General features: G+C 57.4%; 15 protein-coding genes. 9 read left to right on the plus strand and 6 right to left on the minus strand.

From position 1 onward, the window contains the following. Positions 1 to 41 precede the first annotated feature (41 nt). Both hemH and RB2501_RS02715 read left to right on the plus strand, forming a co-directional pair. Entirely contained in the window at positions 42 to 1,076 is a 1,035-nt protein-coding gene (gene hemH, locus RB2501_RS02710; protein ID WP_015753194.1) for a ferrochelatase, read from the plus strand. 106 nt (positions 1,077 to 1,182) lie between these two features. After that, positions 1,183 to 2,559 (plus strand): MATE family efflux transporter, encoded by a 1,377-nt coding sequence (locus RB2501_RS02715; protein WP_015753195.1) that lies wholly within the window; start codon positions 1,183 to 1,185, stop codon positions 2,557 to 2,559. A gap of 154 nt (positions 2,560 to 2,713) precedes the next feature. Here the strand turns inward: RB2501_RS02715 and RB2501_RS02720 are convergent, their stop codons facing one another. After that, entirely contained in the window at positions 2,714 to 3,988 is a 1,275-nt protein-coding gene (locus RB2501_RS02720; protein WP_015753196.1) for a glycosyltransferase, read from the minus strand. Positions 3,989 to 4,057: 69 nt separating this feature from the next. Further along, a complete protein-coding gene (locus tag RB2501_RS02725; protein ID WP_015753197.1) occupies positions 4,058 to 4,885 on the minus strand; it encodes a Cif family virulence factor in 828 nt (275 codons plus the stop codon). Between the two features lie 300 nt (positions 4,886 to 5,185). Here RB2501_RS02725 and RB2501_RS02730 point away from each other — a divergent pair, with 300 nt between their 5' ends. From RB2501_RS02730 to RB2501_RS15715, 4 genes are all read left to right on the plus strand, one after another. Then, a complete protein-coding gene (locus tag RB2501_RS02730) occupies positions 5,186 to 6,688 on the plus strand; it encodes an efflux transporter outer membrane subunit (protein ID WP_015753198.1) in 1,503 nt (500 codons plus the stop codon). Then, the gene (locus tag RB2501_RS02735) at positions 6,685 to 7,950 is read left to right on the plus strand and encodes an efflux RND transporter periplasmic adaptor subunit (RefSeq protein WP_015753199.1); all 1,266 of its coding nucleotides are present in this window, start codon (positions 6,685 to 6,687) and stop codon (positions 7,948 to 7,950) included. Before RB2501_RS02730 ends, RB2501_RS02735 begins: the two co-directional genes overlap by 4 nt. 1 nt (position 7,951) lies before the next feature. After that, a complete protein-coding gene (locus RB2501_RS02740; RefSeq protein ID WP_015753200.1) occupies positions 7,952 to 11,221 on the plus strand; it encodes an efflux RND transporter permease subunit in 3,270 nt (1,089 codons plus the stop codon). A gap of 263 nt (positions 11,222 to 11,484) precedes the next feature. Further along, entirely contained in the window at positions 11,485 to 13,170 is a 1,686-nt protein-coding gene (locus RB2501_RS15715) for a serine hydrolase domain-containing protein (RefSeq protein ID WP_015753201.1), read from the plus strand. 60 nt (positions 13,171 to 13,230) lie between these two features. Here RB2501_RS15715 and RB2501_RS02750 read toward each other — a convergent pair whose 3' ends face one another. Beyond that, a complete protein-coding gene (locus RB2501_RS02750) occupies positions 13,231 to 14,049 on the minus strand; it encodes a carboxypeptidase-like regulatory domain-containing protein (protein WP_041326921.1) in 819 nt (272 codons plus the stop codon). Positions 14,050 to 14,182: 133 nt separating this feature from the next. Between RB2501_RS02750 and RB2501_RS02755 the strand changes: the two genes are divergently transcribed. Next, positions 14,183 to 14,845, plus strand: a complete 663-nt coding sequence (locus tag RB2501_RS02755; RefSeq protein WP_015753203.1) for a hypothetical protein — start codon at positions 14,183 to 14,185, stop codon at positions 14,843 to 14,845. Positions 14,846 to 14,957: 112 nt separating this feature from the next. Here RB2501_RS02755 and RB2501_RS02760 read toward each other — a convergent pair whose 3' ends face one another. Beyond that, on the minus strand, positions 14,958 to 15,662 hold the full coding sequence (locus RB2501_RS02760) for a hypothetical protein (protein WP_148214276.1): 705 nt from the start codon (positions 15,660 to 15,662) through the stop codon (positions 14,958 to 14,960). Between the two features lie 321 nt (positions 15,663 to 15,983). On the opposite strand from RB2501_RS02760, the gene RB2501_RS16170 reads away from it, so the two are divergent. Continuing rightward, entirely contained in the window at positions 15,984 to 16,127 is a 144-nt protein-coding gene (locus RB2501_RS16170) for a hypothetical protein (RefSeq protein WP_015753205.1), read from the plus strand. A gap of 98 nt (positions 16,128 to 16,225) precedes the next feature. Here the strand turns inward: RB2501_RS16170 and RB2501_RS02765 are convergent, their stop codons facing one another. Both RB2501_RS02765 and RB2501_RS02770 read right to left on the minus strand, forming a co-directional pair. Further along, complete coding sequence (locus RB2501_RS02765) at positions 16,226 to 16,612, minus strand: DoxX family protein (RefSeq protein ID WP_015753206.1); 387 nt, start codon at positions 16,610 to 16,612, stop codon at positions 16,226 to 16,228. A 135-nt stretch (positions 16,613 to 16,747) separates the two neighbouring features. Next, positions 16,748 to 17,344: a hypothetical protein gene (locus RB2501_RS02770; protein ID WP_015753207.1), complete on the minus strand. Its 597-nt coding sequence runs from the start codon at positions 17,342 to 17,344 to the stop codon at positions 16,748 to 16,750. Between the two features lie 243 nt (positions 17,345 to 17,587). Between RB2501_RS02770 and RB2501_RS02775 the strand changes: the two genes are divergently transcribed. Continuing rightward, positions 17,588 to 18,688 (plus strand): DUF6544 family protein, encoded by a 1,101-nt coding sequence (locus RB2501_RS02775; protein WP_015753208.1) that lies wholly within the window; start codon positions 17,588 to 17,590, stop codon positions 18,686 to 18,688. The last annotated feature ends 13 nt before the right edge of the window (positions 18,689 to 18,701 follow it).

The raw sequence follows: 18,701 nt of genomic DNA on the forward strand, positions 1-18,701 counted from the left end.
TTTTGCAGCACCTACAAACAACCGCCACAAACCCGTTGCACATGAAAGGTGTACTCCTGGTCAACCTGGGCTCCCCGGACAGCCCAACACCCAAAGACGTCAAGCCCTATCTGGATGAATTCCTGATGGACGAGCGGGTCATCGACGCCCCGAAATGGCTTCGGACCCTCATCGTCCGCGGCATCATCCTGCGCACCCGCCCGAAAAAATCCGCGGAGGCCTATTCCAAGATCTGGTGGGAGGAAGGCTCCCCGCTGATCGTCATTTCCGAACGCTTTAAGCAGGCCGTGGAGGCTCAGGCAGACATCCCGGTAGCCCTGGGGATGCGCTACGGCAGCGGCAGTATTGCCGAAGGCATGGAACAATTGCAGAAGCAGGGGGTGGACGAGGTGCTCCTCGTACCGCTTTACCCGCACTACGCCATGAGCTCCTTTGAAACGGTGGTGGTTAAAGCCCTGGAAGTGCGGGAGGCCCAATTCCCAGACATGCAGGTCACCACCATGCCCGCCTTTGGGAAGAACCCGGATTACCTCAACGTGCTGGCCACGTCCATCCGCGAAAAACTGGACGCGTTTGGCTACGACCATGTGTTGTTTTCCTACCACGGCATCCCGGAGCGCCACATCCGCAAATCGGACCCCACGAGTTACCACTGCAAGATTAACGATACCTGTTGCGGGATGAATTCGGTGGCACACCATACCTGCTACCGACACCAGTGTTACGAGATGACCCGCAATATTGCTGCCCTGCTCAACCTGCCAAAGGACCAGGTGAGCACCTCCTTCCAGAGCCGGCTGGCCGGCGACCCATGGCTGAAGCCCTATACGGATTACGAGTTTGAACGCCTGGCCGGGGAAGGCCGGTCCCGGCTGGCGGTCATCACCCCGGCCTTTGTCAGCGACTGCCTGGAAACCCTGGAGGAAATCGCCATGGAAGGCAAAAATGATTTCCTGGAGGCCGGCGGGACGGATTTTATGCACATCCCCTGCCTGAACGACCGGGAAGACTGGGTGACCCTGATGGCAAAATGGGTCAACGACTGGGCCAGGGACGGCCGGTTGCCGGCAGTTTGAATCCGGCAGGCCCGGACCGGATGCGTCCTGTTTTAACCCGGACGGGCCCTTGCGGCAGGGTGAATCCTATCGGATTCCTGCGTAGTTTTGCACCTCAACAAACCCCATGGCGAAAGTAACCTCGGAACAACTCGGGAAGGAGCCCATCGGGCCGCTGCTCATCCGGCAGGCCGTCCCGGCTTCCATCGGCATCCTGGTGATGAGCCTCAACATCCTGGTGGACACCGTGTTTGTGGGCAACTGGATCGGTTCCATCGCCATCGCCGCCATCAATGTGGTGCTCCCGGTATCGTTTTTTATCGCGGCCCTGGGGATGGCCATCGGCATCGGGGGGAGCAGCATCATTTCCCGGGCCCTCGGGGCAGACCATCCGGAAAAAGCCCTGAAGACCTTTGGGAACCAGATCACCCTCACCATCCTGATCACCTGCTCGATGGTGGCCCTGGGACTCTACTTTGTGGATGCGCTCATCCCGGCTTTCGGGGGGAAGGGCGACATCTTTGACCCCGCCAAAATCTACTACAAGATCGTCCTCTACGGGGTGCCCTTTTTGGCGCTCTGCATGATGGGAAACACGGTGATCCGGGCGGAAGGCAAGCCCAAATTTGCGATGATCGCCATGATCATCCCGTCGGTGGGCAACCTGGTGCTGGACTATGTGTTTATCTATATATTCGACTGGGGGATGCACGGGGCCGCCTGGGCCACCACGGGGAGTTACCTGCTCTGCTTTGGCTACATCCTTTATTTTTTCCTCTCCCGGAATTCCGAACTGAAACCCGGCTGGCACCACCTGGGGCTGGACCGCCCGATCCTGAGCGAAATCGGCTCCCTGGGCTTTGTGACCCTGGCCCGCCAGGCGGTCACCTCCATCACCTATTTACTGCTCAACAACATCCTGTTCAACCTGGGCGGGGAGGCGAGCGTGGCGGTGTACGCGATTATCGGCCGGATGCTCATGTTTGCCCTCTTCCCGGTCTTCGGGGTTACCCAGGGCTTCCTGCCTATTGCGGGCTTCAACTACGGCGCCCGGAAATACCCCCGGGTTAAGGAAAGCATCTACACGGCCGTCAAATACGCGGCCCTGGTGGCCACTGGTGTTTTTGTCCTGCTGATGGTCTTCCCGGCGGAAATCGCCGATTTGTTCCTGAGTAACCGGGAGGATATGTCGGCTGCCGAAATCGCCGCGAACAATTTTGTTCTGGAACACGCCCCGGCCGCCATGCGCTGGGTCTTTGCCGCCACCCCCATCATTGCGCTCCAACTCATCGGCGCCGCCTATTTCCAGGCCATCGGCAAGGCCACCCCGGCCCTGTTGCTCACCCTCACCCGCCAGGGTTTCTTCTTTATCCCGCTAATCCTGATCCTGCCCAATTACCTCGGCGAACTGGGCGTCTGGATCTCCTTCCCCATAGCCGATTTCCTCTCCACGGTCGTCACCGGATACTTCCTGAAGCGGGAGGTGGATCGGGAATTGGTTTGAAGGTTTGGCGATTTGAAGATTCGGAGGGCGATTTGAAGATTCGGAGGGTGATTTGAAAATGCGGGAATTTGGCAATTTGAAAGTTTGCCAATGAGGTCTTGTACTCAGTCACCGCAATATTCCTGCGCGTTTTTGTCCATCAATCTTTGCGATTTCACGGTCCCGCTTGTTCACTATTTCCCAGGATCGTGTCCAGGACGTCCTGCCGGAAATCCTCCCGGGCCATTTCGGCGGCGCATTCCTTGGCTTTTTGTTTATAGCCAGGGTTTTCCCAGAGGTCTTTCAGGAGGGGTTCCAGGCGGGTTTCCGATAAGCGGGTGATTCCGGGGCCCTTAGGGCCTAGCCCGCGGCGGGCGAGCAGGCTGTTCCAGAAGAACTGATCGATGATATGCGGGATGACCAGGGACGGGCACCCGTATTTGACGGCCATGTGAGTGGTCCCCGAACCCCCGTGGTGGACCAGGGCATACATCCGGGGCAAGGCCCAGTCGTAGGGGATACTGTCCACAAAATAAAACTGATCGGTATTGTAGGTTTTTGGGTGCTCAAGTCCCCCGCCGGCCGTATTCACAAGCGCGGGGATACCCAGTTTTTTCAGGGTGTCCAGGAATATCCGGGTTTTCCCGGCCGGGTCCGGGTTCGTCATGCTCCCAAGGGTTACCATCAGGAGTTTCGGATGCCGGTGAAAAAAGGCTATCAGCTCCGGATCCGGTTTCCATTGCACCGCCTTGTCCCGCTCGTGATATCCGAGGACACGCACATGTTCCGGCCATTCCGGAGGCTGCGGAAAGAGGGCCGGAGAAACAGTGTAGATAGCCCGGGATCCAAAAAGTGCCCGGTTGATTGCTTTGGCTGAGAGTCCCGGGTTGCCCGGCAGGTGCCGGGCCGATTTCCGAATGGTATAACTCAAGCCCCAGTGTCCGACCTTAAAAGACAGCCGGTTCAACCAGGGGCCAAGGTTCCGATTAAAGCCGATATGCGAGTAGTCCCGCACAGGATGGAGTACATAAGGTACCGGGCTGATCAGGATGGTTTTCCCGGGGTGTTCTACTCCCCATATTACCGGATATGTGGCTTTTGCATGATGTACCATTCGGTCTGGTTGCCATTTTTCAACCGATTGGTATTGACGCAGGGAGACTTTTTTGCTGATCTTCAGGTACTCCTGCTGCAGCCCCCGGTACGCCCGGAGTTTTTGCCAGGTGGAAGCGCTCCCCCCCATGGCTGCCTGCCCGATATCGCTCTCCAGAAGTTCAATAAATTCCGCGCCCAAAGACTCAAACTGGTGCCCTCCTTCCTCCGCCAGGTGGCGAAACTGTTCCGGGAAAACGCAAATGGTCTCATGCCCTGCCTGACGGAGTATTTCCCCCAGGGCCAGGAAGGGCTCCATGTCCCCCCGGGTTCCTATCGACATGAGCAGAATACGCATAAGACTTATTTTTCAAATCGGCAGATCCTGTAATCTTCAAATCGGCAAATTTTCAAATCCTCAAATCAACTAAATATTCGAATCCATCATAATCCACCACTTCCCCTCCTCGTCCCTGGTCCAGACCAAAATATACTTGCCCGGGTAGGAGCCGCTGCACTGGCCAATTTCGAAGATGAGCTTTTCGTTGACCGGGGCAACCAGTAAGGGTTCCAGGGACAATTTGTAACGGGGATTCCTCATATACTGATAGGTATTTATAAGAGCTTCCCGCCCCGTAATCATTGGCCGGTGGTTGTAGTACAGGGCATCCGGAGTATAGAGTTCCCGTACGAGCTGGTTTACCTCATGGGCATTGCAATGGCTCATCCACTGAGTGCGGCGCACCTTAAGTTGCTCCCGGTAATTCTTCACGGGCCGGACCTCTTCCACCATTTCCAATTCCCGCCGCGGACCGGGCCACTCCAGGTTCCAGATCACCAGCATCCGGAATGTCCGCCCATCCCGCAAGGTGAGTTCAGAAACCTCATACCGATAGGTATCATCATGGGGTTCCAGCAAGCCGATGGTCGCCAGGGAATCCACTTCCAGGTCTTGGTCCGTCCACAGGGCGGCCAGCTGGTCGTCGCCCTGAAACGTATTCCCGTCGGCGAACACCCGGACGGCATCCGCGGTATACATTTGCTTCAATTCTTCGGGCCGCTCCCGAAGGGTTTCCAGCCAGGCCTCGGACAGCCCATCCGAATCCCTGGCCGACTCTTCGTATCCGGTCCGGCCTGCCATTTCCTGGGCATACAGGGTCTGACCCCCCGGGTTTCCCGGAATTCCCGCCCCCCCAAAAAACAGGAATCCAAAAACCCAAAATGCCAGATAATATTTTAGAATGCGGCTGCCCATATGCTTCTTTTGCAACAAGATAGCAATTAATCCCTTGCGGTGATACCGCGAATAATCCGGAAGCCAGCCCGTACGTTTAACCCCACTTTAATAAAGGTTTAACGTTTTTCAACTAGCTGTTTATCAATGGTTTAATATATTGAACGCCTGTCGCCACCCTGCAGGGATTAAACCCTGCACCTTTTATCGTATCTTATTTAATGGCAGACAACCTTTCCAAATACCGGAAACGCTATCGTACCTGAAAACCAACAGAAAACGGGACTTCCTGAAGCACCCCCGTCTGCCCCATTCGGAAGGGTGCCGACCATATACTGCGTAATCTCAAAACAATTTTTCTCCTACGGATCCGGCCGGGAGACAGCAACCGGGGTCTATTCCGCGTTCTCCTCTTTGTTCTCCTACGTATTCTCCCTCTTTGCTCTACTTTTTCTAACTTTTTCCTTTATCGGTTGCGGCCCGTCCCGCGAAAGCATCCAGCCAACTACCGGCCTGGATTCCCTGCAAACGCTATCTGCCGCCGGGGAGGTTCCCCTGCCACAGCGCTGGTGGGAGCAGTTTGACGACCCCCAGCTCGAAGGGCTTATCGATTCCGCCCTCACGCGCAATTTTAACCTGGCAGCGGCCTGGGAACGGTTCCGGCAGGCCCAATTTGTGTTGAAGCGGGAAAAAGGCATCCGCTGGCCCCAGTTCGAAGGGGGAGCCCAGAGCGCCATCAGCCGGCCCCAGCCGGATTTTGCGGGGGGCGAAAATATCCAGTTCGGGGCCTCCGCCCAATACGAGATAGACCTGTGGGGCCGCATCGGGACGGGACTGCGGGCCGAAGCCTATCGCGCCCAGGCCAGCCTGGCCGACTACCGGACGGCTTCCCTGTCCCTGGCCGCCGAAGTGAGCCTGACCTGGTTTCGCCTGAAGGCCGCCCGCCAGCAACTCGCCCTGGCCAAAGACCAGATACAGACCAACGAGGATATCTTCCGCCTGATCCGCGCCCGTTTCGGAGGCGGGCAGGTGCGGGCCGTGGATATCCTCCGGCAACAACAGCTGCTGGAATCCACCCGGAACCAGCGGCTTATTTTTGAGCAGAACGTTGCCCTGCTGGAACACCAGCTGGCCATTTTGCTCGGGAAACAGCCCCAGGCCATCGACCCGCCCGAAGCCCAGGACTTTCCGGAGCTCCCCGCCCTGCCGTCCACGGGCCTTCCCCTGGAACTCGTCCGCCGCCGGCCGGACATCCAGCAGGCGTACCTCACCCTCCACGCCGCCGACCGGGATTACGCCACAGCCGTCCGGGCCAAATACCCGCGACTCTCCCTCCGGCTCTCCGGCCAGCAACGGGCCAATGATTACGAGAGCCTGTTCCAGGAATGGGCCTATACGCTGGCCGGGAATATCGTGGCCCCGCTTTTTTACGGGGGGTCGCTTTCCGCCGAGGCAAACCGCAGCGAAGCGGCCCGGCAGGAAGCCATCTACAATTACGGACAGACCGTGCTCACCGCCTTCCAGGAAGTGGAAGATGCCCTGGTGCAGGAACAGGTTCAGGCCAGCCGCCTGGAAATCCTGGAAAAACAACTGGACCTCGCCCAAAAAACCAACGGCCAGCTGCGGAATGAATTCCTGAACGGATTCAGCCCGTATCTGGACGTGCTCCTGGGGCTGGACCAGGAACAGCAACTCAAGCGCGACCTGATCGACGCCCGCCTTGCCCAGCTGGAGATCCGCGTGGGCCTGTACCGCGCCCTGGCCGGATCCTTTGAAACCGAACGCGAAATCGCCCTAAACTCCGAAGAAAAGACGACACCATGAGCCAAAAGAAAATACTACTGATCTGTCTGGCCATCCTCGGGGCTGCTGCCCTGGTCACCGTGCTGATCTACTCCACCGAGCCGACCGCCCAACGGGAAGCCGCCACCCGGCAGACCGCCATGCTCGTGGAAACCCTGCCGGCCGAAGCCGGGACGTTTACCCCCGTCCTTTCAGCCACCGGCACGGTCCGCGCTGTGGAAGACGTGCAGTTGAGCCCGCTCGTGAACGGGCAGGTGATTCGCCGCGACCCGGCCTTTGCCCCGGGCGGCTTTGTGAGCGAAGGGGACATCCTGTTACAGATTCAGCCGGCGGATTTCCAGAATACCCTGGACCTGCGCGAGAGCGAACTCCTGCAGGCCCGCACGGAACTGAACGTGGAGATGGGCCGGCAGAAGGTGGCCGAACAGGACCTCGCCCTGGTAGGCGGGGATTCCCTCTCGCCAGAAGAGCGGGAACTCGTATTGCGCAAGCCCCAGCTGCAGGCCGTACAGGCACGGATCAAGGCAGCAGAGGCCGCCGTGGCCCAGGCCCGGCTGAACCTGAGCCGCGCCACCATCCGCGCCCCGTTCAACGCCCATATCCTCACCCAGAATGTGACCGTAGGCTCCCAGGTAACCCCGGGTGACAACCTGGGCCGGCTGGTGGGCACGGAGGCCTACTGGGTGGAACTCACCGTCCCGGTAAACCAACTCCGCTGGCTGGAATTCCCCCACGACGGGCAGGAAGGCGCCCGGGTGGAAATCCGCAATCGCTCCGTCTGGGACGACAACGTGATGCGGGAAGGCCGCCTTTTCCAGCAGGTAGGTGCCCTGGATGCCCAGACCCGGCTGGCCCGCGTGCTGGTCCGGGTGGAAGACCCCCTGGCCCGGGATGCGGAACCGGGCACGCCCCCGCTGATGATCGGGTCGTTCGTGGATTGCCGGATTGAAGGCCGGCCCGTGGAAAACACTGTGCGCATCAGCCGGGACCACCTGCGAACGAACCAGACTGTCTGGGTAAACGAAGACGGCAAGCTCTCCGTCCGCGACGTCACCGTGGTACTCACCGACATGAACCACGCCTACATCTCCGAGGGCCTGAACGGGAACGAACAGGTGGTGACCACCAACCTGAGCACGGTTTCGGACGGCATCGCCCTCAGGACGGAAGGCGGAGCATCCGCTGACGGAGAAGGCAACCAGCCCGAGTCCGAAGAGGTTTCAGCCGCCGGGGATACACCCGCTGCCGGCGCTTCCGCCCCGACAACCCCCCAAAGCGATTGAGATGAAAGAAGAAGACCACATGCCGAACGAAAACGCGCCCCAATCCCCAAACGGCCATCCGGGGAAAAACGGGCTGGACGCACCCGACGACCCGGGAAAAAACAGTCCCCGCAAGGAAGGCGCCATCGGGTACATGGCCCGCAACAGCATCGCGGCCAACCTGCTGATGATCATCTTGCTGGCCGGGGGTATCTGGACGATGTTCAACATCCAGAAAGAGGTATTCCCCAACTTCCAGCTGGACTTTGTAAATGTGGACGTGGCCTACCCGGGCGCTTCCCCGGCCGAGGTGGAACAGGGCATCCTGCAGCCCGTTGAAGAAGCCGTGCGCGGCGTGCAGGGCATCAAAGAAATCGTCTCGGAAGCCCGGGAGGGGTCCGGGAGCGTCACCATCGAACTGGTGGCCGGCTCGGACCGGATGAAGGCTTTCCAGGACATCGACCAGGCCGTGAACCGCATCCGGACCTTCCCGGACGACATCGAACAGCCCGAGGTGGCCCTGCAGGACCGCCAGCGGGACGTGATGGAAATCGGCATCTACGGGGAAACGGATATCTGGACGCTGCGCCAGCTGGCCGAACGCATGCGCACCCGCCTGCTCGCCAACCCGAACATCACCCAGGTATCCCTGAACAACGTGCCGGAATACATGACCCACGTGGAGATCCCCCGCCACAACCTGCGGCAGTATGGGCTCACCCTGGGCCAGGTGGCCGACATCATCCGCCAGAGCAGCCGGGACGTGCCCGCCGGGGCCGTGGAAACACAGGCCGGGGAAATCCTGCTGCGCATGCAGGAACGCAAGCAATGGGCCGAGGAATTCGGGGATATCGCCGTGATCACATCGGAATCCGGGGCCAAGGTGACCCTGGCCGAAATCGCCACCATCCGCGACGGGTTTGACGAGGTGGGCTTCCACGGACAGTTCAACGGCACGCCCTCCGTGGAGCTCGAAATCTTCCGAATTGGAGACCAGAGCCCGCTGGACATCGCCGAGGCCGTACAGGCCGAAATGGATTCCTTCCAGCTGCCCCCGGGGGTGAATTTCCGCATCGACTCCAACCGGGCCGAAGACTTCCGCGAACGCCTATCGCTCCTCACCGAAAACGGGCTGGCCGCCATCGTCATCGTCCTGGTAATCCTCACGCTTTTCCTGGAGGCCCGCCTGGCTTTCTGGGTGATGATGGGGATGGCCATCAGCTTTATCGGGGGGATGATATTCCTGCCCATGGTGGGGGTCAGCGTCAACATGATCGCCATGTTCGGCTTCCTGGTTGTCCTGGGGATTGTGGTAGACGACGCCATCGTGGTGGGGGAAAACGTGTACGAATACCGACAGCGCGGCTACTCGTTTATACAGGCCGCCATCCTGGGGACGAAAGACGTGTCCAAGCCGGTGATCTTCAGTATCGCCACCACTATTATCGCCTTTGTCCCCCTGCTGTTTATGCCGGGGGAAAACGGGATGTTCTGGCAGCCCCTGCCCATTGTGGTGATCGTCATCCTGGCCGTGTCCCTGCTGGAGGCGCTCTTTATATTGCCTTCCCACCTGGCGCACAAGGCGAAAACCAACAAAAAGCCTACGCTCATTAAGAAATTCACCGGGCGGCTCGAAGGCTGGCAACGGCAATTTGCCAAAGGTTTCGACCGGGTGATTGACCGCTACTACCGGCCCTTTCTGGACAAGTGCCTGGAATACCGCTACATTACGCTGTCCGCAGCCCTGGCCCTGCTGCTCATGGTAGGCGCCTACGGCCTGAGCGACCACATGGGGATGATCATGATGCCCGAGGTGGCCGCCGACGAAATCGAGGCCGGGATCCGCCTGCCGGTGGGGACCACCCCGGACCAGGCCGCCAAGGTGGCCAACGACGTGACCGCCTCCACCCAGCGGATGTTTGAGGAGCACAACCTGTACGAGGTAGCCGAGGGGATCAAGACAAACGTGCGGGGGCAGAATTTTATCGACGTGGAAATCGTGATGCTGCCGCCGGACCAGCGGGACATCACCGCCGGGGAGGTCATCGCCCTGTGGCGCGACAATATCGGGGACATCGACGGGGTGGACCAGATTTCCTTTGAGGCCGAACGGGGCCCTGGCGGGGCGCGGCAGGCCATCAGCATCGACCTGAGCCATACGGACGAGGAAGTCCTGGAACGGGCCAGCGCCGCGTTCATTGAGCGAATGGAATCCTTTTCCAACACCCGGGACGTCACCGACAACTACAACAAGGGCAAGCTGCAATACGACTTTAAACTCCTGCCCGAGGGCCGCAACCTGGGGCTCACTTCCGGGGACGTGGGCCGGCAGGTCCGGGACGCGTTTTTCGGCTCCCTGGCCATGCGGCAACTCCGCGGGATGAACGAGATCGAGATCCGGGTGAAACTCCCCTACGAGGAGCGCAAAGACATCCAGAATCTGGAGGACTTCCTGATCGTGACCCCGTCGGGGGTGCAGGTACCCCTGCTGGACGTGGTATCCGTGGAGGAGCGGGAGGCCTTTACCAGCATCAACCGGAGGGACGGCCGGCGCGTGATCAATGTGGGCATGGATACCGAACCGGCCAACGCAGTGAGCCGGGTGCTCGCCCGGATGCAGGAAGAAGTGCTGCCGCAGCTGCGGGCGGATTTCCCGGGCATCACCTGGACCTTTGAAGGCTCCCAGGCAGACATGCGGGAGAGTACCGCCAGCCTCTGGAACGGCTTTGGCATGGCCATGTTTGTCATCTACGCCCTGCTGGCCATCGCCTTTGGCAGCTATACGCAGCCGCTTATTGTGATGACGGCCATCCCCTTCGGGATCATCGGGGCGGTCATCGGCCACATCCTGCTGGGGTACGACCTGTCTATCGTAAGCCTCATGGGGGTGATTGCGCTCTCCGGGGTGGTGGTAAACGACTCGCTCATCATGATTGACTACGCGAACAAACAGCGGCGGGAGAACTCCGTCTACGAATCCATCCACGAGGCCGGCCTGCGCCGCTTCCGCCCCATTATGCTCACCACGCTCACCACCTTCGGCGGGCTGGCGCCCATCATCCTGGAGCGTTCCAGCCAGGCGCAATACCTCATCCCCATGGCCATCTCCCTGGGCTTCGGGATCGTGTTCGCCACGAGCATCATCCTGGTGATCGTGCCCTGCCTCTACCTGGCGCTGGAGGACGCCAAACTCTATTTCAAAAAAGGCGAAACGGTGGAGCGGACGGATGTGCTGGATGACCGGCCGGATCCGAAGCCTGCTTCGAAACAGCCAGCGTTGGCGGACAAATAGTTCAATTTGCTAATTTGGCAATTTGAAAATTAATGGGGTTTGGGCGAAGCATGAGAAAGCCGGTTCTGGAGCTAGACGAATGCACAAGAAAGCCGGTTCTTCGTTAGGTGATTCAGCAACTGACGTTGCTGAACCAGTCAATACCGCCTCCTTTTTGTAACTTTTGACTCCGGATATAACCTATTCCCATTCTTCGAACTGCATTGCCGCAGTTGAATTTTTCTATCTTTAATCGGTTTCCCTCTCACATTTAACCAATCAATATGAAAGACCGATTCTATTTGAAATCCTGCCTGTTCCTGGCCGTACTGCTGGCAGGCACAGCCCCTCTTGCAGGGCAGCAGGTGCCCGCTGGCATGGAAGCTTCCATCGATTCCATTTTCAGTGCTTTTGACGGGCCCAACCAGCCGGGTACTGCTGTGGCGGTGTGGCAGGATGGAAAAATCGCCTTTAGCAAAGGATACGGCAGTGCCAATGTGGAATACGGGATACCTGTGACCCCGGATGAGACCATTTTTCACGTGGCGTCTGTATCCAAGCAATTCACCGTGTATGCCATCCTCCTCCTGCAGGCAGATGGAAAACTTTCGCTGGACGATCCCATCCGCAAGCACATTCCGGAAGTGCCGGATTTTGGCACCCCCATTACACTGCGCCACCTGGCAAGCCATACAAGCGGCATGCGCGACCAATGGTCTTTGTTGCAGATGGCCGGATGGCGAATGGACGATGTAATTACCGTAGACCATATCCTGAAACTGGTGGAACGGCAAAAGGACCTGAATTTTCAACCGGGAGAGGAGTTCAACTATTGCAACACCGGGTTTACGCTACTGGCGGAAACGGTGGCGCGCACCTCGGGTTTAACGTTTGCCGAATTCACCCAGGAGCGCATCTTTGAACCGCTCGGGCTGGAACACACGCTTTTCTATGACGACCACGAAAAAATAGTCCCCAACCGGGCGTACTCGTATTACCGCGAAAACGACGTACTAAAAAAAGCCGTGCTGAGTTTCGCGAATGCCGGGGCTACCAGCCTCTTTACCACGGCCGAAGACCTGGTCCGTTGGGCCGACCACCTCAACAACCCGCCCTCTAAGAAAGTTGAGGCCATGGTAGCACAAATGGATCGCCTGGCCGTACTCAACAACGGCGAAACCTTTGGCGGTGCTTATGGGCAGTTCATCTCGCCGTACAAAGGGTTAAAGCAAATTCAGCACGGGGGAGCGGACGCGGGGTATCGCTCGTATCTCGGCAGGTTCCCGGAGCAGGATTTCGCGGTGGCGGTCGTTTCGAATTACGCGGATTCCGGACCCAACAGGCTGGCACTGCAAGTTGCCGACCTCTTTCTGAAGGACCATATTGAGGAGCAGGAAGAAGGACCGGTTCCCCCGGAACCCCCGACTATTGCCATGGACGAAGACGCGCTGAGAGCTTTTGAAGGGTATTATTGGTTTGATGAACAACAGACCTACCGGCGCATTTATCTGAAGGATGGTTACCTCATGTATCACCGGGCAGGGGGGTCGGAAAACCGGATAGCTCCCATCGGTCCGAACCAATTTAAAATGCTGGATATCGGGGTGAATGCCGTGGTGGAGTTTACCGAGGAAAACCAGGGCAGGGTCATGACTTTTAAGGACCCCGGAGGAGAAATTACGCGTATGGCGTCCTTCGATTACGTGGAAGGCGATCCGGACCTTTTTGAACGCTATGCGGGCACGTATTACAGTCCGGAATTGGACACCTCCTATCAACTCGTCGTGGAAAACGGCAAACTGATGGCCCGGCACAACCGGCTCCCGGACGTGCCCCTTTCCCTAATACGCGGTGACCGCTTCAGCATTGGTCCGTACAGCGCGCAATTCAAAAAGAACCCGGACGGTGAAATCTCCGCAATGCTGGTTACCACGGGACGGATTCGGGACCTGGTTTTTGAGAAGCAGTAGTTACGGGGGGCGAAGTTCGAAAAGCGAGTTCTGCACTGCTACCCGGAGCCTGGAAATGGGCTATTTCACTTCCGGATTGATGACAATATCTCCTGTAATTGGTACCACTTCGCCAACGGTGTCACGGATTGTATAATAAACCTCTTCCCCTGCTACAACCTCTGTCCGCATTGTCGACAAGACACCATGGGTATTTGGAAGTTCTTTTAGGAATAATAGCCAGACCTTACCCGGGTTTTTCAATTTGGATTCGTGGATGGAGATTGAAAATTTGCCGATTGAATCCGCTTGGGTTCGTACGCCGGATTCCGCATTGACAACATAGACCCCGGGGAGCACCTGTCCGCTGTAATCTCGTGCTGTCCCCGAAATGACAAACGCTTCGCCTCGATTTTCACATGCTTCACCAATAGGTAGATACAAATCAATCACGCCCGGTCCGGGGGTTAGGGTTGTATCCGGCGCACCCAACACAGGCGGGGGTGGCACAGTTTTTTCCGCGGTGACTTCGAGAGCTTCCTGATCGCGAGTGGATTTGAGGTCAGTTAGTTGCTCCGGGCTGCAAGAAGCAACCAACAAGGAAGTAAATCCCAGTGCGGCGACATGTTTTCGCCATTGGATTCGAGAAGCGGATTGGTGAAGAGCAGCAGCCGGAACAATTGTCCTGTCTAATTGGTTTGGGCGAAACCTCCCGCACAGCTTTTTACCAGCATCGAGTTTTTGAGCAATCTCGGCGTCGGACAAACTGGTAAAGTCAACTACTTCCTTCTCGCACGTTTCGCAGAAGGCACCTTTTTCGGTTGGGGTCATCTCATTCCAATTTTCCCCACAAGGTTCAGGGATGCTGATTTTAAAAGCCATATCGGTTTGTTTTTCCATCAAATTGACTAATTGTTAAGGGCAGAACAAGTTGCGATGAGTGAAATGGGCATGTGGATGAGTTCCGGGTTATTCCTGGATGCGCAGGGGCTTTGGCAGCATATTTGCAGTGCTTCCAGCAAAATCAACTCCTATGACCCCTCCATTCCTTCCCGGGCTCAAAACGAAAAGGCCGGGTAACCGGCGCCTGGTGCAACCACTGGTTGGGCTGGCCATCATCCTGATCAGCCTCACCCCCCTGCACGGGCAGAAGCGGGGCTACCTCCCCGGGCATGTAATTAACCTGGAAGGGGATACCATCCGCGGGCAGGTGCGCGACCGGCATCCCGGGCCTTTTACGGATCTGTATTCCCGGATCCGGTTTATCCCGAAGGGGAAACGGCGGCGGCAGAAACTGGCCCCCGGGGCCATCCTGGGATACCGGGCGGGCATGCGGGAGTACGTTACCGTCCCCCTGCGGGAGGAGTCTGCCTTCTTTCGCTTCCGCTACGTGCTGGACCCCGGCGCAGAGCGGGTCTTCCTGCGGGTCCTTAGACGGGACGGGCCGCTCACCTACTACCATCGGGAATTTATCCACGACGACAACAGCTACCTGGACTACTTCCCGCTCCTCCACCTGCAGGGCAAACCGAGTATGGTGCGGGTTACCCAGGGCATCCTGGGCCTCAAACGCAAGCGGTTGATGGAGTACTTCCGGCACTGCCCGGAACTGGTGCGCGCCATCGAATCCAAAGAGCTCAATGAACCGGATTCCGTATACGAATTCTACCTGGAGCGCTGTGGGGCGATTCGCTGAAAGCTCCAGGGGTTTCTCTGTGGTGCTTGGCTGAAGGCAGCCGGGTTATCTAAGTGATTTCCAGGAATAAAAAAAGCCCCCGAAAGCGGGGGCTATCTATTCGCGCAAATGCCTACCAGGTCCCCATCACAATCATCAGGCTGTTGCGGACTATGCGGAATTCGCCCATGGCCGACATGTGGGCCTGCCAGGCGCGGTCAAAGGCGGCACGCTGGCCTTCCGGGACCAGGCCGCGGGTACCCCCCAGGGCCGATTTCATATCCTTGAAGCCAACTAGCACCCAATGCGTTTCCCCTTTGGACGACAGGCCCATATTGATGGATCCCATGGTCACCAGGCGGTTGGCCGGGTTGTTCGCCGCGTTGAATTTGGCAAAGGAGGCCGTCATCGCATTGGCATCTTCCACATCCAGCACAAAGAGCTGCCGGAAGGGGTAGGCCCCGTCATCGTCCCCGTAGGCATCGAGGATGGCGCCGGATAGCGAGCTGTTACTCTTGGAAATCTGCGCATTGATCCGGGTGAGGAAAAGCTGGAAATCCGTGCTTTGCCCGGCGTCGTACATGCCGCCAAGGGCCTCCTGGGAGCCGGTAAATACCAGCGTATGCGTGTGGTTGTCGCCCGGTTCGTTAAAATGGTTTTCGTACAGCCAAACGGAAACCCCATCGGGCTTGTTCGCCTTGTAATAGGTGTCTACCATGTTGTAGACCGATCCCACGTCCTTGGATTCAACGGTGAAATTGTACGCGGTAAAATACGCGGTTTGCGCCTGTCCGGCCATGGCAACGCACAGCAGCGACAGCAATAGAAATCGTTTCATAATCATATGGTTTAGGTTGTTCCCCATAAGGTAGGAAATGAAATGATAGGTTTCTGGTTTTCAGGGGGATATATTTCAGGCCGGCATCGGGCTGGATGCGGGTGCTATGGCTGTGGGTGGCTGTGCATGGTTCCGGGAAATAGACGGAATTCCCGCCCGGTGTTAGTGGCCCCGCTATCGCCAGTCAACAATCCTAAATATTTCATAATGTTTAATGTTTATATATTTTTATTAAACATTAATTGTATATTGTTGAAGTGTTAGAAAGGCGAAATCTTCCACACCCCGGGAAAGAATCCTGCGGACGAAAAGCTTACAACTATGAAAAAGGAAAACTTTAACCCTACGCAACTGGCAGACATGCACTCAGACGGAGTCCATTTTGATTACCGCAAGAATGCCGGTAGATTTTTTGACCAGCGGCTGCAAGACGCTCGTCAGATTGCTATTCAATCCCGCATTTAGGTACCTGCTACTCGGTACCTCAATGCCTGGGGGATCACTTAAGCCCAGTTCCCCCGGAAGCCCCGCACCTGGTGTCGGGGTTTTTTTATGCCAGGATTTTATCCAACGGCAATCAAACCGAGGGCGCTGGCAATGAGAAACCCGGAGAGCACTAAAAAGAGCAGGGCGGGAAAGGAGCGCCTGATGGGATCCTGCACCTTCAGGTGCATGGCCACAGCCCCGGCCATCATCACCGCCATGACGGTTGCCGACGGCAGCGTGAGGGCCGGATACCAGATGGAGAGCAAGAGGCCCGTAGCGGCGAGTACCTTAATGGCCCCCACCACATAGACCAGCCCGCCGGTAAGGCCGTAGTTGGCAAATTCTTCTTTCATGCTGTTGGCCCCTTCGCCCCTCCAGGAGGTGGATTTATTGAAGCGGAAAAACCAGACGTTTACGATGCTGACAAAAAGAACGATCTTGATGCCAATAAGCAGATATTCCAAAATGTTTAATTTTTAGTTGTATAAGCTAAACAATATTTGGATAGGACTGCGTGAAGTTTTTGTTAAGGTCAAAGAAATATTTGAAAAAGAGCGTGCCGGGGCGGATAAAATGCCCCGCCGACGGGGATCCGGCTCCTAGTTTTTCCCGGTAGCTATATCGTCCTCGTGCGTACAGCTCCCATGGGCATCCAGGGCCGCCCAGGTGGCTTTTTCGGAAATACGGGTGGCTTCCCGGGCAGCCTGGAGGGAACGGCGCATGTAGTAGTGGATGTCGCCCAACTTGCCGGCAGCACTCGCCTTTTTGGCGTTTGTGTACATGGTTTCCGCAAAGTCCCGGGCGTCGATGGAAAGGGCCTCCGCCTCGATGGCGTGGGTGATGACTTCGTCCAGGCCGCAGACCTCGGCGTGGTACTGGGCCTCGGCGGCATAATTCACAGCCTCCTGGGCAGCGGCCAGGGCTTCCCCGGCCAGGAATTCCACCTTTTGGGCATTGCTACGGCCTTCCGTGTATCGGGCGGCAAAGGCGGCTACCTCGGCATATACCTTCAGGGAATCCGTGAGCTGGTTTACTGTTTGTTCAAATTTGCGAACATCGCCGATCTCGCTCTTGAAGACGGCGCATTGCTGCTGGGCCTGGAGGGACCCGGCCAGGAAGCCGGCCAACAGGGTCAGGCCAAGTCGTATCCGGATAACGGGCCGTTTGCAGGAATCGGGGGAACTCTTGATCTCCATAGTAGGGTTTGTAGGTTACCAATCAATAACTCGCAACCGGGCATTCCCGGTATTGTATTTCGTTAAAACGTCCGATTCTTAGGTGAATTGTCCGGAAGCGAAAAAATAGGAGGTTTCTTACAAAAAATAAACACCGTCTGCGGCATTAATCACTTTAACTGCATCCTCCCAGCACCCCATGCTGACATAAATCATAGTTTGTATCGGGTGGCAAGAGTACTTTAGGTGAAGTACTCCCAATAGATGAAATACGTTTTCGGCCTCTTGCTATTGATCCACGGGCTCATCCACCTGATGGGGTTTGCCCGGGCGTTCCGTTTGGCCACCATCGAACAGTTTACCCGGGAAATTACCAAACCCGTGGGGTTGCTTTGGCTGGTGTCGGGACTTCTGTTCCTGGTGGTGACGGCGCTATTCCTTATGAAAAGAGAAGCCTGGCCCCTGGTGGCGATAATCGCAGTGGTGCTGTCGCAAATCCTGATCCTGTTCTATTGGCAGGACGCCAGGTTCGGCACCATTGCGAATGTCATTATTGCGGGGGTGGCCATATCCAGTTTTGTTGCCATAGCATTTGCCAACACGTATCAGCGGGATGTGCGTGCGTCTTCCAGCGCCGCGCCGGTTGAAACCCGGATTATCCGGGAAGAAGACCTGGACCACCTGCCCGCGCCCGTGCAGAAGTATCTGCGATATGTGGGGGTCGTTGGGAAAACCAGGGTGCAGGACTTCCGGATTGTATTCGAAGGGGATATGCGGGGCCGGGACCAGGATTGGTTCCCATTTACCTCCGAACAATTCAATTTTATTCCATCCCCCACCCGCCTGTTTTTTATGAAGGCCCGGGTAAAGGGGCTGCCTGCCGCCGGCTACCACCGCTACAAAAACGGGAATGCCAGTATGCGCGTAAAAGTATTGTCGCTCTTTCCGGTGGTACACATCGATGACCCGGCCCTCTACGCCACGGAAACCGTGACGTTTTTCAACGACCTCTGCCTCTTTGCGCCGGCGGGCCTCATCGACCGGCGCATCACCTGGGAGCCCATCGACCCCCAAACCGCCCGGGCCACTTTTACCACCCGGGGCACCAGCATTTCAGCCGAGCTGTATTTCAATGACCAGGGCCAGTTGGTCAACTTTTATTCGGAAGACCGAATTGCCATTGACGAGATGAAAACCTTTCCATTTTCAACCCCGGTGAAAGACTACCAAAAGATCAATGGCCTGAACCTCCCCACCTATGGGGAAGCGGTGTGGCATTATCCGGACGGTGCGTTGGTATACGGGAAGTTCCGGTTGCAGAGCGTGGACTACAACCAGAGTGGGGGCAGCGATTCGCCCAGGTAGCCTTCCCATAAAC

It is taken from the genome of Robiginitalea biformata HTCC2501 (genome assembly GCF_000024125.1).
In the GTDB taxonomy this organism is placed as follows: domain Bacteria; phylum Bacteroidota; class Bacteroidia; order Flavobacteriales; family Flavobacteriaceae; genus Robiginitalea; species Robiginitalea biformata.

What these genes read in the sequence shown, in the direction of transcription:
- hemH (WP_015753194.1), top strand. Translation starts at nt 42, where the DNA reads ATGAAAGGTGTACTCCTGGTCAACCTGGGCTCCCCGGACAGCCCAACA.
- RB2501_RS02715 (WP_015753195.1), top strand. Translation starts at nt 1,183, where the DNA reads ATGGCGAAAGTAACCTCGGAACAACTCGGGAAGGAGCCCATCGGGCCG.
- RB2501_RS02720 (WP_015753196.1), bottom strand. Translation starts at nt 3,988, where the DNA reads ATGCGTATTCTGCTCATGTCGATAGGAACCCGGGGGGACATGGAGCCC.
- RB2501_RS02725 (WP_015753197.1), bottom strand. Translation starts at nt 4,885, where the DNA reads ATGGGCAGCCGCATTCTAAAATATTATCTGGCATTTTGGGTTTTTGGA.
- RB2501_RS02735 (WP_015753199.1), top strand. Translation starts at nt 6,685, where the DNA reads ATGAGCCAAAAGAAAATACTACTGATCTGTCTGGCCATCCTCGGGGCT.
- RB2501_RS02740 (WP_015753200.1), top strand. Translation starts at nt 7,952, where the DNA reads ATGAAAGAAGAAGACCACATGCCGAACGAAAACGCGCCCCAATCCCCA.
- RB2501_RS15715 (WP_015753201.1), top strand. Translation starts at nt 11,485, where the DNA reads ATGAAAGACCGATTCTATTTGAAATCCTGCCTGTTCCTGGCCGTACTG.
- RB2501_RS02750 (WP_041326921.1), bottom strand. Translation starts at nt 14,049, where the DNA reads ATGGAAAAACAAACCGATATGGCTTTTAAAATCAGCATCCCTGAACCT.
- RB2501_RS02755 (WP_015753203.1), top strand. Translation starts at nt 14,183, where the DNA reads ATGACCCCTCCATTCCTTCCCGGGCTCAAAACGAAAAGGCCGGGTAAC.
- RB2501_RS02760 (WP_148214276.1), bottom strand. Translation starts at nt 15,662, where the DNA reads ATGAAACGATTTCTATTGCTGTCGCTGCTGTGCGTTGCCATGGCCGGA.
- RB2501_RS16170 (WP_015753205.1), top strand. Translation starts at nt 15,984, where the DNA reads ATGAAAAAGGAAAACTTTAACCCTACGCAACTGGCAGACATGCACTCA.
- RB2501_RS02770 (WP_015753207.1), bottom strand. Translation starts at nt 17,344, where the DNA reads ATGGAGATCAAGAGTTCCCCCGATTCCTGCAAACGGCCCGTTATCCGG.
- RB2501_RS02775 (WP_015753208.1), top strand. Translation starts at nt 17,588, where the DNA reads ATGAAATACGTTTTCGGCCTCTTGCTATTGATCCACGGGCTCATCCAC.